The sequence below is a fragment of the Sulfuriferula sp. GW1 genome, from assembly GCF_047300855.1.
Classification (GTDB): Bacteria; Pseudomonadota; Gammaproteobacteria; order Burkholderiales; family Sulfuriferulaceae; genus Sulfuriferula.
Map to the genome: position 1 here is coordinate 1,548,649 of NZ_CP170197.1, position 14,618 is coordinate 1,563,266.

Consider the following 14,618-nt stretch of genomic DNA (forward strand, 5'->3'; position numbering starts at 1 on the left):
TAGCTGGAAGCCGCTTGACATAAGGTTTTCCGGCTTGCTATAAAGCGGATGCAGGGCATTCCTGTGGCTGACTCTACGAGAAAGGGGACACACGTGAACAAATCCGAACTGATAGATGCTATCGCCGACTCTGCCGATATTTCCAAGGCAGCAGCAGGCCGTGCATTGGATGCTGCTGTTGACGCAGTGAAAGGCGCTCTCAAAAAAGGCGATATGGTGACACTGGTTGGTTTTGGTTCTTTCTATGTTGGTAAACGCGCTGCCCGCACCGGTCGTAATCCGCGTACTGGCGCAGCCATCAAAATCAAGGCGGCTAAAGTTCCTAAATTCCGTGCTGGAAAAGCGCTGAAAGATGCAGTAAACTAGCGCCTTTCCGGGTGCTTAGCTCAGTTGGTAGAGCGTCGCCCTTACAAGGCGAATGTCGGGGGTTCGAACCCCTCAGCACCCACCAGTTACGACAATACCGGTATTTGGAGTGGTAGTTCAGTTGGTTAGAATACCGGCCTGTCACGCCGGGGGTCGCGGGTTCGAGTCCCGTCCACTCCGCCAATACAAAAGGCGAACGAGAGTTCGCCTTTTTCCGTTTGACTGAGATCAATACACGACGACTATGCTAGATGCAATCCGAGAACGTGCACAAGGCTGGCTCGCCAAGGTAATTTTGGCGCTGATTACTATTCCATTCATGTTGTGGGGAGTGGAATCCTATTTTAACAAGAGCGGCGATGGCGACGTTCTTGCCAGCGTGAACGGTTACAAGGTGACACGGCAGGAATTTGACCGGGCTGTCCAATCACAGCAGCAGGAAATGCGGGCATCCATGGGTGCAGCCTATGATCCAGCCATGTTTAATGATCCGAAAATCCGTAAATCCATTCTGGATAGTATTGTAAACCAGCACCTGATTATCGAAGCTGCAACCAAGGCAGGCATGGTGGTCAGTGACGCTGAAATGGCCAAGATTATTGCCGGTCTGCCCGCATTTCAGGAAAACGGTCAGTTCTCGCAAACTCGCTATGAGCAGGCTCTGCGACAACAAGGCATGAGTATCACCGAGTTTGAAAATCAGCTGCGCCAGGAATTGCTGATTAACGATGTGCGTTCAGTTTTCCAGGCTTCAAGCATTATGCCATCCAATGTTACCGCGCGATTCTTGCAGGCATTCGAGCAAAAACGTGAAATCAGCACGGTTAAACTCACACCTGAACAATTCCTGAATCAGGTTCGCGTCAATGCAGCGGATATACAGAACTGGTATGACGCTCACAAAGCCGATTACACATTGCCGGAACAGGCGCGCTTCCAATATGTAGTGTTATCGCAGGACGCCTTGGCCAGCCAGATTCATATCAGCGATGCGGAAGTCAAGCAGTACTACGATCAGAATCTTGCAAAATATAGCGAGCCCGAGCAGCGCCGTGCCAGTCATATTCTGATTGCGGTAAAACCTGGCGATGATGCACAAAAGCGCGCAGCTGCCAAAGCTCGTGCCGAAGCTATTTACCAGCAAGTCAAAGCGAATCCTGGCAGTTTTGCTACGGTAGCCAAACGCGAATCGAGTGATACGGGTTCCGCCCTGCAAGGTGGCGATTTGGGCTGGTTCCCTCGTAACGCAATGGTTAAACCTTTTGCAGATGCCGTGTTCGCAATGCGGGATGGTGCCATCAGTCCGCCTGTATTGAGTGAATTTGGTTATCACATCATCGAATTGACGGGTATCAAGCCTGCCCGTACACGTAGTCTGGATGAGGTGAAGGCGGACATTGTGCGCGATTTGCAAATGCAAAAGGCCAGCAAACGCTTTGCCGATACGGCGGAAACATTCAGTAATCAGGTTTACGAACAATCCGATAGTCTCAAGCCCGTGGCTGATGCGCTTAAGTTGCAGATTACAGACTCCGGTTGGTTAAATCGTAAGGGCGGTGACAGCAGCCTGCTGGCAAATCCGAAAATGCTGAAAGCGCTGTTTTCTGATGATGTGTTGAAAAACAAGCGCAACACCGAAGCCATCGAGGTTGCTCCCAATACACTGGTATCAGCTCGTCTGCTCGAATACAAACCGGCTGCGCTGCAACCACTGAGTACGGTACGAGCGGCTATTGAACAACAACTCAAGCGCACTCAGGCTATAGCGCTGGCCGAAAAACAGGGCAAGCAGGATTTGGCGCAATTGCGTGCAGGCAAGGAACCCGACGTAAAATGGGGTGCGTTTCAGCTCATTACTCGGCAACAGGTAACTGGATTGCCCGCGGCATTGGTTGAACCGGTATTCAGTGCAGCCGAACAGCATTTTCCGGCATATGTCGGCGCAGCAGGCACGGATGGTAGCTATACACTGGCGCGTGTGACGCGAGTGATTCCCCCACCACCAGCGGATGCCGCCCAGATCAAGGCTCTGCAAGGCCAACTGGCACAACTGGCAGCGCAGGCAGATTTTTCCGCCTATCTTGCCAGTTTGGAAGCAAAGGCCAAGATCAAGATACTTTCCACAAGCCTGGATAAAACTGCACAATAATCCATTGCACAAAGACGTGTTGGCGGCCGTCTCGCAATCGGTGACGATTTACATCTCAACAAACAATCCGGGAATAAGACGCTGATATAACAATGGGCGCGAGTATGGAATACTCGCGCCCATTGTTTGGTAAGCTTTCTACTTGCCTCGGATTGCTCCCGCATTACCCCATGTCGGCCCCGGCTGTGGTATTGAAGCCCGCGTCAACGTAGGTAATCTCGCCGGTAATGCCGCTTGCCAGATCGGACAGCAGAAAGGCTGCAGCATTACCCACTTCTTCTATGGTTACATTGCGTCGTAGCGGAGAGTTGCGTTCCACGTAATTCAGTATCTTGCCAAAATCCGATATCCCGCTGGCAGCCAGCGTTTTGATCGGCCCGGCCGATACGGCATTGACGCGTATCCCTTGCGGTCCCAGGCTTTGTGCCATGTAATAAACGTTGGATTCGAGGCTGGCCTTGGCCAGCCCCATGACATTATAGTGAGGCAAGGTACGGGTGGCACCAAGATAACTCAAGGTAAGCAGTGCCGCGCGCCGTCCCTGCATCATGGGGAGACCTGCCTTGGCCAGCGCGGCAAAACTGTATGAACTGATGTCGTGGGCGATGCGGAAATTCTCGCGTGTTACCGACTCCAGATAGTCGCCTGCCAATGCTGCCTTGGGAACGAAAGCAATCGAGTGAACAATGCCATCCAGACCATCCCATTGATTTCCGAGATCGGCAAATAGCTGTGTGATTTCCTCGTCGCTGGCGACGTCACAAGACAGAACTAATTCACTTCCGAATTCTTTGGCAAACTCGGTTACCCGATCCTTGATCTTGTCGCCCTGATAAGTAAAGGCCAGCTCAGCGCCTTCGCGTTTGCAGGCCTGGGCAATGCCATAGGCAATGGAGCGGTTACTGATCAAGCCCGTGATGAGGATGCGCTTGCCGACGAGAAATCCCATGTTTTTTCCTTTAGTGAAAATGCCCGAACATTATACCCGCTGTGTCGTGACGCTAGACACGGGCTGGGTTAAACTCATCCGATATGAATTTTTTACGGCTATTTGGTCTGTTGATACTGCCTGTGCTATTGAGCGCGTGTGGTAATGGCCCTTTGAATGACCCTTATCCGGCAGCCGATCGTGACAGCAACATTCTCTATTCTTCATTCGAAGAGCGGCCCAAACATCTCGATCCGGCACGCTCCTATGCCAGCAACGAAGCAGAATTTACTGCGCAGATTTATGAACCACCGTTGCAATACCACTATCTGAAACGGCCTTATACGCTCATCCCGCTGACTGCAGCGCAAATGCCCACGGTGACCTATTACGATGCTGCGGGTCGGCCACTGCCCGCCACTGCACCGGTCTCCGCCATTGCCGAGAGCGTATACGAAATCCATATTCGACCGGGTATTTACTATCAGCCGCATCCGGCCTTTGCGCACGATGCCCAGGGCAAGCTGCGCTATCAGGACATGAAACCGGGCGACTGGCATGGCATCCAGACACTCGGCGATTTCCGCTACAGCGGCACGCGCGAACTGGTGGCTGCAGATTATGTTTACGAGATCAAACGGCTCGCCGCGCCGCAACTCAATTCACCCATTCTGGGGGTGATGGCCGAATACATCATCGGTCTGAAAGACTATGCCGCGCGACTGGAAAAGGTGGCGCGCAGCCTGCCGCGCGGGGCCTATCCCGATCTGCAGCGTTATCCGCTGGCCGGGGCCGAGGTGGTGGATCGCTACACCTACCGCATCAAACTGCGTGGCAAATACCCGCAGTTTCTGTATTGGCTGGCGATGCCGTTTTTCGCGCCGGTGCCGCCAGAAGCGGATCGCTTCTATGCGCAGCCCGGCATGGCTGAACGCAACCTGAGCCTGGACTGGTACCCGGTGGGCACCGGCGCCTACATGCTGACCCGCAACAACCCCAATCGCCAGATGGTGCTGGAGAGAAATCCGGATTTCCATGGCGAGACCTACCCGCGCACCGGCGAGCCGGGCGACGCAGCCGCCGGTTTGTTGAAGGATGGCGGCAAGCCGCTGCCGTTTATCGACAAGGTGGTTTTCAGCCTGGAAAAGGAAACCATCCCCTACTGGAACAAGTTTTTGCAGGGCTACTACGACGCCTCCGGCATCAGTTCGGACAGCTTTGACCAGGCTGTGCAGATCAACGCCCAGGGGGTGGCGCAGCCCTCCGAAGCGATGCGCGCCAAGGGTATCCGGCTGACTACGGCGGTGCGGCCAACGAGCAGTTATACGGGTTTCAACATGCTCGATTCGACGGTAGGCGGTTCCAGTGAACGCGCGCGCAAATTACGCCAGGCGATTGCCATCGCGGTGGACTACGAAGAATACATTTCCATTTTTGCCAATGGACGCGGCATCCCGGCGCAAGGGCCAATCCCGCCGGGCATATTCGGCTACGTAGGCGGCGCAGCCGGGGTGAACCCGGTGGTGTACCGGCTGGTCAATGGCCAGCCAGTGCGGCGCCCGATCGCTGAAGCGCGACGCCTGCTGGCCGAGGCCGGCTATCCGGACGGACGCGATGCCAAAACCGGCGCCCCGCTGGTGTTGTATTTCGATACGAATGCCAGTGGCCCGGATGCTGCCTCGCGGCTGAGCTGGATTACCAAGCAGTTCGCCAAACTGAATATCCAGCTGGTGGTGCGCAGCACCGACTACAACCGCTTTCAGGACAAGATGCGGCGCGGCACCGAGCAGATATTCGAATGGGGATGGAATGCGGATTACCCCGATCCGGAAAACTTCCTATTTCTGCTGTATGGACCCAACATGAAAGTGGGAAAAAACGGCGAAAACGCAGCGAATTACAGCAACCCGGAATATGACCGACTGTTCGACCAGATGAAATACCTGGATAACGGCCCTGAGCGTCAGGCCATCATCGACCGCATGGTGAACATCGTGCGCGCGGACTCGCCCTGGCTGTTCGGATTTTTTCCCAAGGCGTTCAGCCTGAGCCATGCCTGGGTCGCACCCAGCAAGCCCAATGTGATGGCCTACAACACACTGAAATACCGCCGCATCGACCCGAAATTGCGCGAGAAATTGCGTGACCAGTGGAATCAGCCGGTGCTGTGGCCATTGCTGCTGTTATTGCTGGCGCTGATCGCGGCATTGGCACCTGCGCTGTGGGCGTGGCGGCAGCGTGAACGGAGTGTGGCGCGATGATTGCCTATCTGCTGCGCCGAATTTTATACGCCATTCCGATACTGATCGGGGTGAATCTGCTGACCTTCGCGCTGTTTTTCGTGGTCAATACGCCGGACGATATGGCGCGCATGCATCTGGGCATGAAGCGCGTCACGCCGCAGGCAATCAGCAACTGGAAGGCTGAGCATGGCTATGACGCGCCGTTGTTCTATGACGCCAGTGCGCCGGGCATCAATAAAATCACCCATACCATTTTTTTCGAGAAATCCGCGCGCATGTTCGTGCTTGATTTCGGCGCCTCCGATGACGGGCGCGACATCTGGCATGAGATCAAGACCCGCGCCGGCCCCAGCCTGGCGATCGCGGTGCCGGTGTTTGTCATTGGGCTGCTGGTGAACATCACCTTTGCCCTGCTCATGGTGTTTTTCCGTGCCACCTATCTGGATTTCTGGGGGGTGGTGCTGTGCGTGGTGCTGATGTCGATTTCCGGCTTGTTCTACATCATCGCGGGGCAATATCTCATCGCCAAGCTGTGGCATCTGGTGCCGATTTCAGGCTTCAGCGGCGGAATCGACGGGCTGCGCTTCATCCTTCTGCCGGTGGTGGTTTCCATCGTTGCGGGAATCGGCGGCGGTGCGCGCTGGTACCGTACTATTTTCCTCGAAGAGATCGGCAAGGACTACGTGCGTACGGCGCGTGCCAAGGGCCTGTCCGAATGGCGCGTGCTGTTCCGCCACGTGCTGCAGAACGGCATGATCCCCATCCTCACCGGTGCGGTGGTGGTGTTGCCGCTGCTGTTCATGGGCAGCTTGATCACCGAATCGTTTTTCGGCATTCCGGGTCTGGGCAGCTACACCATTGACGCTATCCAGTCGCAGGATTTTGCCATCGTGCGCGCCATGGTGTTCATCGGTTCCGCTCTGTACATTATCGGCCTGCTGCTGACCGATATTTCCTACACCCTGGCTGACCCTAGGGTGCGCCTGCAATGATGTTCAAGCCGGTCATGCTGTGGACGGATGCATTGATATTCCTGCTGCTGGCCGCAGTAGGCATATTTACCTGGTATGTGCGCCGCCACGACTATCTGCGTGCGCCATGGCGGCGTGTGCTGACCAATCCCACCGGCATGGCAGCGGCAGTGGTGCTGGCGGTGTTTGTGGTGATCGGGCTGCTGGATTCGCTGCATTACCGCCCCGCATTGGCGATGAAAGCCGGGCAGCCGGTGCAATACGGGGTCGAGGTGCTCAGTGCACTCGATGCCATGCTTCCCAAGCTGCGCACGCACAAGGAAAAAACCTATTCGGCGCCACTGGCTACGCATCTTTATGCCAAGGAGACCATCGTGCTGGCCAATGGCAGCACCGTGCGTGATTATCCGCGCCTGAAATATGGCGGCGCGCAGCTGGCTGATCCGCACACGCAGTGGATGCGCGACATTGTGCAGCGGATCGCATGGGGCGTGATCGAGGGACTTGCATTGACGGTGCTTCTGATTTTGCTGCTGGCCGCTTTGCTGGCACGCCGCCAGCCTGGCGGCTTGATTGCGGCACTGCCACGCCTGCTGCGTGGCGGCAATGCGATTCCTTGGCGCACTCTGTTGATTACCTGCGCCATCCTGCTGGTGCTGGGTCTGGTCATAGCACAACTGGCGGCTGCCTATCATGTATTTGGTACCGACAAAGTGGGCCAGGACGTGCTCTACATCTCGCTGAAAAGCATACGTACCGGACTGGTCATCGGTACGCTGACGACTTTGGTGATGCTGCCATTCGCATTGTTGCTGGGGATAGTGGCGGGTTATTTCCGCGGCTGGGTGGATGATCTGATCCAGTATCTCTACACCACACTCAACTCCATTCCGGGCGTGCTGCTGATCGCAGCTTCGGTGCTCATCATGCAGGTGTATATCGAAGCCCACCCGGGCGTGTTCGACACCTCGGCCGCGCGTAGCGATATTCGGCTGCTGTTTCTGTGTCTGATCCTCGGCGTGACCAGCTGGACCGGGCTGTGCCGTTTGTTGCGCGGCGAGACGCTGAAACTGCGCGAGCAGGAATACATCCAGGCCGCCACCGCGTTTGGCGTGTCGCACTGGCGCATTATCACGCGTCACATTTTGCCCAATCTGCAACACCTGGTGCTGATTACCGTGGTCATGGATTTTTCCGGCCTGGTGCTGGCCGAGGCGGTGTTGACTTATGTCGGTGTGGGGGTGGATCCAGCCATGTACAGCTGGGGCAACATGATCAACTCGGCGCGCCTGGAAATGGCACGCGAGCCGATCGTGTGGTGGCAGCTCAGCGCGGCGTTTGTGTTCATGTTCGCGCTGGTGCTGGCCGCCAACCTGTTCGCCGACAGCGTGCGCGATGCGTTCGACCCGCGTGGGAGGGCGCAATGAAGCCCACCCCGTTGTTGCAGATAAGCGATCTGCGCACCCGGATCGGTGCCGTGCGTGCCGTGGATGGCGTGAGTTTCAGCGTGTCCGCCAATGAAACCTTCGCGCTGCTGGGCGAATCCGGGTGCGGTAAATCGATGACGGCATTGTCCATCATGCGCCTGTTGCCGGAGCATGGCACCATTGATGCCGGGGCGGTCTTGCTGGAAGGGCGCGACTTGCTGGCACTGCCCGAGGCATCCATGCGTGCCGTGCGCGGTGGTGCGATCGGCATGATCTTTCAGGAGCCGATGACCAGTCTCAACCCGGTGCTCAGCATCGGCGAGCAGGTCGGCGAATCGCTGCGTCGCCATCGCAATCTGGGCGGCGCAGCCTTGCGCGCCGAGTCCATCCACTTGCTCAATGCCGTGGGTCTGCCGGATGCGGCGCGGCGTATCGGCGAATATCCATTCCAGTTATCCGGCGGGATGAAACAGCGCGTCATGATCGCGATGGCATTGGCAGGCAATCCGCGCCTGCTCATCGCCGACGAGCCCACCACCGCGCTGGATGTGACGATACAGGCGCAGGTGTTGCAATTGCTGCGCAGCATACAGCGTGAGCGCGGCATGGGCATGTTGCTGATCACCCACGATCTGGGTGTGGTGGCCGAAATGGCGGATCGCGTAGGCGTGATGTATGCCGGCGAGCTGGTGGAAATCGCACCGCGCGATGCATTTTTTGACACGCCGTTTCACCCCTATAGCCGCAAACTGTTTGCCGCACTGCCCGGCAGAGGGCAGCATGGCGGCGCGCTGGAAGTCATACCGGGCATGGTGCCTGCCCTGGACAGCGCGTTCGTCGGCTGCCGTTTTGCCGAGCGCTGTGATGCTGCTTTCGATCTTTGCTGGCGCGAGACGCCGGCGTGGACGCAGCTGGCACAGGGGCATACAGTGCGCTGTCATCTGGCGCCTTCCGGCAGCCGCACCGCCATGCCGGCACCCACAACTTCTGTGACGCAAGCTGTCATGGGCAAAGCGACAGCGCTTTTGACGGTACGTAATTTGCAAGTGCATTTTCCGATTCGAAGCGGACTGTTGCGACGCCAGGTCGGTGCAGTCAAGGCCGTGGATGGGGTGTCGCTGGATATTGGGGTTGGGGAGACGCTGGCGCTGGTGGGCGAATCCGGCTGCGGTAAAACCACCGTGGGCAAGGCCATTATTCAATTGGTCAAACCGACAGCAGGCAGCGTGCTCTTCAATGGCAGCGAACTCACCCGGCTCAGTGCAGCCGGGTTGCGCGCTCAGCGCAGCGGATTCCAGATGATTTTTCAGGATCCGTACAGCTCGCTCAACCCGCGTATGCGCGTGGTGGAGATACTGGAGGAAGGCATGATGGCGCTGGGCGTCGAGCCTGCCGCCGGGGCACGCAGAAAAGCGATGACGCGGTTGCTTGATCAGGTTGGGTTGGCGCAGACAGCGCTGCATCGCTATCCGCACGAATTTTCGGGTGGCCAGCGCCAGCGCATCGCCATCGCCCGTGCGCTGGCTGTGCGGCCCAGACTGATTGTGTGCGACGAACCCACCAGCGCGCTGGATGTGTCCGTGCAGGCGCAAATCCTTAACCTGCTGAAAGATTTGCAGAACGAACTGGGGTTGAGTTACTTGTTCATCACCCACAATCTGCCGGTGGTGGATTACCTGGCGCAGCGCGTCGCAGTGATGTATCTGGGGCGTATAGTGGAAACGGGTGATACGCGAACTGTGCTGGAACATCCACGCCACCCTTATACCCAGGCCTTACTTTCTGCTGCGCCGGTAATCAGCGGGCCGCGGCCACCGAAGATTCAGTTGCATGGGGATTTGCCGTCACCGGCACGGCCGCCGGCAGGCTGCCATTTTCACCCGCGCTGTGCGCAGGCCATGGAGGTGTGCCGCAGGCAATATCCCGGACAGACAGAAATCAATTCCCATCAAGTTGTGTGGTGCCATCTGGCAAATCAGATTGCGTGAATAGATATTGCTGCTGAAAAAATCTAATTAAGCACCAGCCTGGTACCGGGTTTGATTGCTGCGTGATGCTTGATGCGATTCCAGTGCTGAATTTCAGCCACCGAGACATCGAACTTTTCCGCAATACCAGACAATGAGTCGCCACGCTTCACCGTGTAATGTCTGGTTACGGTGTGGTGTGCAAACCGTTTGTGTGAAGCGGCCTTACGGCCAGCCTGTCCATTTGCTTCAGCGACGACAAGACGGCTACTGGGCCGCAAATGTTCGCCGCGCAAGTGATTCCAGCGTTTGATTTCGGCAATGCTGACACCATGATGTCTGGCCAGCCCGGCGAGGGTATCGCCACGCTTTACCTTGACTGTATTTGTATGGCGCGAGTTTGCTTCAGCTACTGTGGGGCCGGATTTGTGGGCAAGCGGCAGCATCAGGGAATAATTGGCCGTCAATCTGCCTTTGCGGGTGAGTTTAAATTCATTGTGTTGCTTGAGCCATGCCATGGTCACGCCGAATTTTTTGGCAATGCTAACCGCACGTTCACCCTTTTTGGCCGAATATTGCTGCCAGCTTACCAGCGGACGATCGTAATTTTTCAGGTTGTCGGTGAAGGCTTCGGCCCGGTCCACAGGCAGCAGGATGGGCTGGGCGGAATCCGAGCGAACAACCGGTTTTGTGAACGCCGGGTTGAGCGATTCGAATTCCTTGACCGGCATGTCCGCCAGCTTGGCAGCCAGTTTCACGTCGATGGGTTGATGCAGGCTGACTGGAACGAAGTAGGCCTGATTGGGAATGCTGTCCAGGCTGAGTCCAACCACGCCGGGATCGGAGATGATTTCTTTTACGGCCATCAGCTTGGGGACATAGTGCCGGGTTTCGGCGGGCAGGTTCAGGCTGAGGTAATTGGTGGGCAAACCCTGCGCCTCATTTTTGGCGATGGCGCGGGAAACGCAACCCTCGCCACAATTATAAGCAGCGAGCGCCAGATTCCAGGTGCCGAACATGCCATGCAGTTTTTCCAGATAATCGAGCGCGGCATCCGTTGCCGCTACGATATCGCGTCGGCCGTCATACCAGCTGTTTTGCTTGAGGCCGAAATCCTTGCCGGTGGAAGGAATGAATTGCCAGATGCCCGACGCATGGCTGCGTGAATAGGCCATCGGGTTGAAAGCGCTTTCCACAATCGGCAACAATGCGATTTCGGCCGGCATGCCGCGCTTCTGTACCTCCTCCATAATATGAAACAGGTACATCTTGCTGCGCGCTATCGTGCGGCGCAGATAATCCGGGCGCTGGGCATACCAGTCAACGTGGGTGGCGACCAGTGGACTATCTAGCGGCTTAAGCGCAAAGCCGTTGCGTATGCGTTGCCACAAATCGCCTGTATCAGGCGAAGGGGTCTCCGTTGTATTCTCTGTTTCCTGCGCAGCATCGCCCGGGCGAGCCGTATCGATGACAGGTGCGGCATTCGGATCGTTGGGAAGAGAACCGACTGTTGTTGCATGAGTGGAAGCGGCAGCGGATAAGACCTGCGTCTCTGACAAGACAGTAACCGTTACACCATTCTGCGAGGTGACTGAAGGAATGCGGCCATCGGCTTCAGCAAATGCTGAAGGGACCAGGCTCAAAGCCAGTAAACAAAAGCATAGGGGCTGGCGAAAGATATTCAGATCTGAGGACTTATGCATAAGTCGGGCTATGGTACTGGAGCGACCAAGGGGGGTCAAGGCGCCCACATTTGGTGCACATCAAGCCCGAAATACGTTTTTCATTTCACGCAAGGCCGCGAATACAGCGATGTCATCCGCTAATGATTGACCAGCCCAGGATTCTGCGGCTTTATGTAATGCACTAAGATGACAGCGCAAAAAAGGATTGGTCACTTTCTCCAGGCCGATACTGCTAGGCAAGGTCGGTAAATCAACAGCGCGTTTCTCCCGTTCGATGCGGGCGCGTTCGATCAAGGCCGGGTTGGCGCCATCCACGCTGAGGGCAAAATCGATATTGGCAAGCGTATATTCATGTGCACAATAAACAGCCGTGTCATCAGGCAATTGTGCGAGTCTGGCGAGTGAGGCGGCCATCTGCGCGGGGGTGCCTTCAAACAACCGGCCGCAACCCGCAGCAAACAGTGTATCGCCACACAGCAGGCTACCTGTACCATAATAGGCAATGTGTCCTGCGGTGTGCCCCGGCACACTGAGCACATGCAAATCCAGCATCAATTCTGGCAGGGTAACAATATCTCCATCATGTAGCGGCTGAGTGATGCCGGGGATAGTTTCGCTGGCGGGGCCGTATACAGGCACTGGATAGCGTTTTAATAGGGCGAGATTGCCACCGGTGTGGTCGACATGGTGGTGTGTGGTTAAAATAGCCACAAGTTGTAAGTGTTTGTTGCGTAAAAACCGGATGACTGGCTGGGCATCACCGGGGTCAACCACGACTGCAAAAGTACCGCGATGGATGACCCAGATATAGTTGTCGGTAAAGGCGCGTACCGGCGTCAGGAAAATATCAGAATGCATGGGAGCAGGATAGCATGGCGCAAATGACTATTTCTCTGGATGAATGGTTGACAACGCCGCTGGGACATCACCTACTGGCGCGAGAAAGTGCTTATTTTGACACTGTAGTGGCCGATATGTTCGGTTTTAATGCAGTGCAAATCGGCCACCCGGAGCTGGATTTGTTGCGTAGCTGCCGTATCCCGAAGCGCTACCGGGTCGGATATGGCGGGGCAGTGGCGGTGCGCGCAGATGTGGAATTGCTGCCGTTTGCCAGCCAATCAATGGATCTGGTGGTGATTCCCCACACGCTGGAATTTGCAGCGCACCCGCATCAGGTATTGCGCGAGGCGGAACGTATCCTGATGCCTGAAGGCCATCTGATTGTAAGCGGTTTTAATCCGCGCAGCCTGTGGGGCGCAAGCCGCTGGATCAAACAGAGAGAGGGCGAATTTCCGTGGTGCGGCCGTTTCATAACACTGCCGCGTCTCAAAGACTGGTTATCCTTGCTGGGTTTTGAAACGCAGGGCGGTAGCATGTGCTGCTACACACCCCCGTTCAGTCAGGAAAGATGGCTGCAACGTTTCGCTTTTATGGAAGCTGCCGGAGACCGCTGGTGGGCCATGGGTGGAGGCGTCTACTTCATCAAGGCGGTCAAACGCGTGCAGGGCATGCGTCTGATTACACCCAACTGGCGCGAACCGGCTGTCAAATCAGCAGCGTTGACCCCCGCTGCGCGGAATGTAGTGAATTTGAATCAATATAGAAAGTTGAAACACCCTAATGAGTGACCGTAGTTTGCCTGTTATAAACATTTATTCGGACGGGGCGTGTAAAGGCAATCCCGGCGTCGGGGGTTGGGGAGCACTCCTGGTTAGCGGAGAGCATCGTAAGGAACTGGTTGGCGGGGAACTTCTCACTACCAACAACCGCATGGAGTTGACGGCTGTCATCGAGGCCCTGCAAAGTTTGAAACGCAACAGCCGTGTGTGTATCCATACCGATTCACAGTATGTGTTGAAGGGGATCACTGAGTGGTTACCCAACTGGAAACGGCGTGGCTGGCGTACCAGCGGCAACACTGCAGTCAAAAACGTAGACCTGTGGCAGCGGCTGGATGAATTGGTCAGTCAGCATCAGGTAGACTGGTTATGGGTAAAAGGTCATAGCGGGCATCCCGGTAACGAACGCGCTGATGCACTCGCCAATCAGGGCGTGCTGTCAGTACAGTAAGCATAACAAGCAAGCGAACCAGACATGCGACAAATATTTCTCGATACCGAAACGACCGGCCTCGACCCAAGACAAGGGCACCGTATTATCGAGGTGGCCGGCGTGGAGATGGTTAACCGGCGGCTGACTGGTAACCGGTTTCATCGCTATCTCAATCCGGAACGCGATATCGACGCGGGTGCGCAGCAAGTGCATGGACTGACCAGCGAATTTCTGCAGGACAAACCGCGCTTTGCGGATATCGTGGACGAACTGCTTGCATTCTTGCGCGGAGCCGAGCTGGTCATCCATAATGCGCCATTCGATCTGGGTTTTCTCAATGCCGAATTGCAGCGTCTGGATCGCCCGCTCATGGTCGAATATTGTCCGGAAGTTACCGACACGCTCAAATTGGCCAAAGATCTCCATCCTGGTCAAAAAAATAACCTGAATGCCCTGTGTAAGCGCTACGAAGTGGATAATACCAGCCGTACCTTGCATGGGGCTTTACTGGATGCCGAACTGCTAGGCGCCGTATATCTCGGAATGACACGGGGTCAGGAAAGTCTGGTAATGGAGATGGAAACGAAACCCGCCCAGTTCGGCCAACAATCCAGCAGTACCCATGCTCCATTGAGAATTATCCTGGCTGACGCGCTTGAAATATCCGCACATGAGACTGAACTCACACGACTGGAACAGGAAAGCCGCAAATCCAGCCTGTGGCGCTCCACTCTGTCAGGATAAGTGGCCATCCAAGTAAAGCCGAGTCAGGTGTATCTTCTTCCCGCGATTTCCAGCTCCGACGCGACTATACGCTGGAGCTGGTTACT

12 protein-coding genes and 2 tRNA genes are annotated in these 14,618 nt (G+C 56.2%); 11 read left to right on the forward strand and 3 right to left on the reverse strand.

Features of this window, described 5'->3' with window-relative positions; all coding sequences use genetic code 11:
- Nucleotides 1–93: 93 nt before the first annotated feature.
- The 4 genes from ACFDAU_RS07595 (at nt 94) to ACFDAU_RS07610 (ending at nt 2,515) form a co-directional block, all read left to right on the forward strand.
- Entirely contained in the window at nt 94–366 is a 273-nt protein-coding gene (locus ACFDAU_RS07595; protein WP_413439363.1) for an HU family DNA-binding protein, read from the forward strand.
- Between the two features lie 9 nt (nt 367–375).
- Nucleotides 376–451 (forward strand) — tRNA-Val (locus ACFDAU_RS07600).
- A 21-nt stretch (nt 452–472) separates the two neighbouring features.
- Nucleotides 473–549 (forward strand) — tRNA-Asp (locus ACFDAU_RS07605).
- A gap of 61 nt (nt 550–610) precedes the next feature.
- The gene (locus tag ACFDAU_RS07610) at nt 611–2,515 is read left to right on the forward strand and encodes a SurA N-terminal domain-containing protein (protein ID WP_413439364.1); all 1,905 of its coding nucleotides are present in this window, start codon (nt 611–613) and stop codon (nt 2,513–2,515) included.
- Nucleotides 2,516–2,678: 163 nt separating this feature from the next.
- Here ACFDAU_RS07610 and fabI read toward each other — a convergent pair whose 3' ends face one another.
- Nucleotides 2,679–3,464, reverse strand: a complete 786-nt coding sequence (gene fabI / locus ACFDAU_RS07615; RefSeq protein ID WP_413439365.1) for an enoyl-ACP reductase FabI — start codon at nt 3,462–3,464, stop codon at nt 2,679–2,681.
- An 83-nt stretch (nt 3,465–3,547) separates the two neighbouring features.
- On the opposite strand from fabI, the gene ACFDAU_RS07620 reads away from it, so the two are divergent.
- Genes ACFDAU_RS07620 through ACFDAU_RS07635 form a run of 4 tightly spaced genes read left to right on the forward strand, consistent with a single transcriptional unit; the run spans nt 3,548 to nt 10,072 of the window.
- Nucleotides 3,548–5,704: an ABC transporter substrate-binding protein gene (locus tag ACFDAU_RS07620; RefSeq protein WP_413439366.1), complete on the forward strand. Its 2,157-nt coding sequence runs from the start codon at nt 3,548–3,550 to the stop codon at nt 5,702–5,704.
- Entirely contained in the window at nt 5,701–6,678 is a 978-nt protein-coding gene (locus tag ACFDAU_RS07625) for an ABC transporter permease (protein WP_413439367.1), read from the forward strand. Before ACFDAU_RS07620 ends, ACFDAU_RS07625 begins: the two co-directional genes overlap by 4 nt.
- Complete coding sequence (locus ACFDAU_RS07630; protein ID WP_413439368.1) at nt 6,675–8,084, forward strand: ABC transporter permease; 1,410 nt, start codon at nt 6,675–6,677, stop codon at nt 8,082–8,084. The genes ACFDAU_RS07625 and ACFDAU_RS07630 overlap by 4 nt, the downstream gene beginning before the upstream one ends.
- Complete coding sequence (locus ACFDAU_RS07635; protein WP_413439369.1) at nt 8,081–10,072, forward strand: dipeptide ABC transporter ATP-binding protein; 1,992 nt, start codon at nt 8,081–8,083, stop codon at nt 10,070–10,072. The genes ACFDAU_RS07630 and ACFDAU_RS07635 overlap by 4 nt, the downstream gene beginning before the upstream one ends.
- A 23-nt stretch (nt 10,073–10,095) precedes the next feature.
- Here the strand turns inward: ACFDAU_RS07635 and ACFDAU_RS07640 are convergent, their stop codons facing one another.
- A complete protein-coding gene (locus ACFDAU_RS07640) occupies nt 10,096–11,610 on the reverse strand; it encodes a LysM peptidoglycan-binding domain-containing protein (RefSeq protein ID WP_413439370.1) in 1,515 nt (504 codons plus the stop codon).
- 204 nt (nt 11,611–11,814) lie between these two features.
- The gene (gene gloB, locus ACFDAU_RS07645; RefSeq protein ID WP_413439371.1) at nt 11,815–12,594 is read right to left on the reverse strand and encodes a hydroxyacylglutathione hydrolase; all 780 of its coding nucleotides are present in this window, start codon (nt 12,592–12,594) and stop codon (nt 11,815–11,817) included.
- Nucleotides 12,595–12,617: 23 nt separating this feature from the next.
- On the opposite strand from gloB, the gene ACFDAU_RS07650 reads away from it, so the two are divergent.
- From ACFDAU_RS07650 to dnaQ, 3 genes are read left to right on the forward strand one after another with little or no spacing between them, the layout of a single operon-like run.
- Nucleotides 12,618–13,364 carry a class I SAM-dependent methyltransferase gene (locus ACFDAU_RS07650; RefSeq protein ID WP_413439372.1) on the forward strand — a complete coding sequence of 249 codons (747 nt, stop codon included), beginning with the start codon at nt 12,618–12,620 and terminating at the stop codon, nt 13,362–13,364.
- On the forward strand, nt 13,357–13,806 hold the full coding sequence (gene rnhA, locus ACFDAU_RS07655) for a ribonuclease HI (RefSeq protein ID WP_413439373.1): 450 nt from the start codon (nt 13,357–13,359) through the stop codon (nt 13,804–13,806). The genes ACFDAU_RS07650 and rnhA overlap by 8 nt, the downstream gene beginning before the upstream one ends.
- Nucleotides 13,807–13,830: 24 nt before the next feature.
- Complete coding sequence (gene dnaQ / locus ACFDAU_RS07660; RefSeq protein ID WP_413439374.1) at nt 13,831–14,532, forward strand: DNA polymerase III subunit epsilon; 702 nt, start codon at nt 13,831–13,833, stop codon at nt 14,530–14,532.
- The last annotated feature ends 86 nt before the right edge of the window (nt 14,533–14,618 follow it).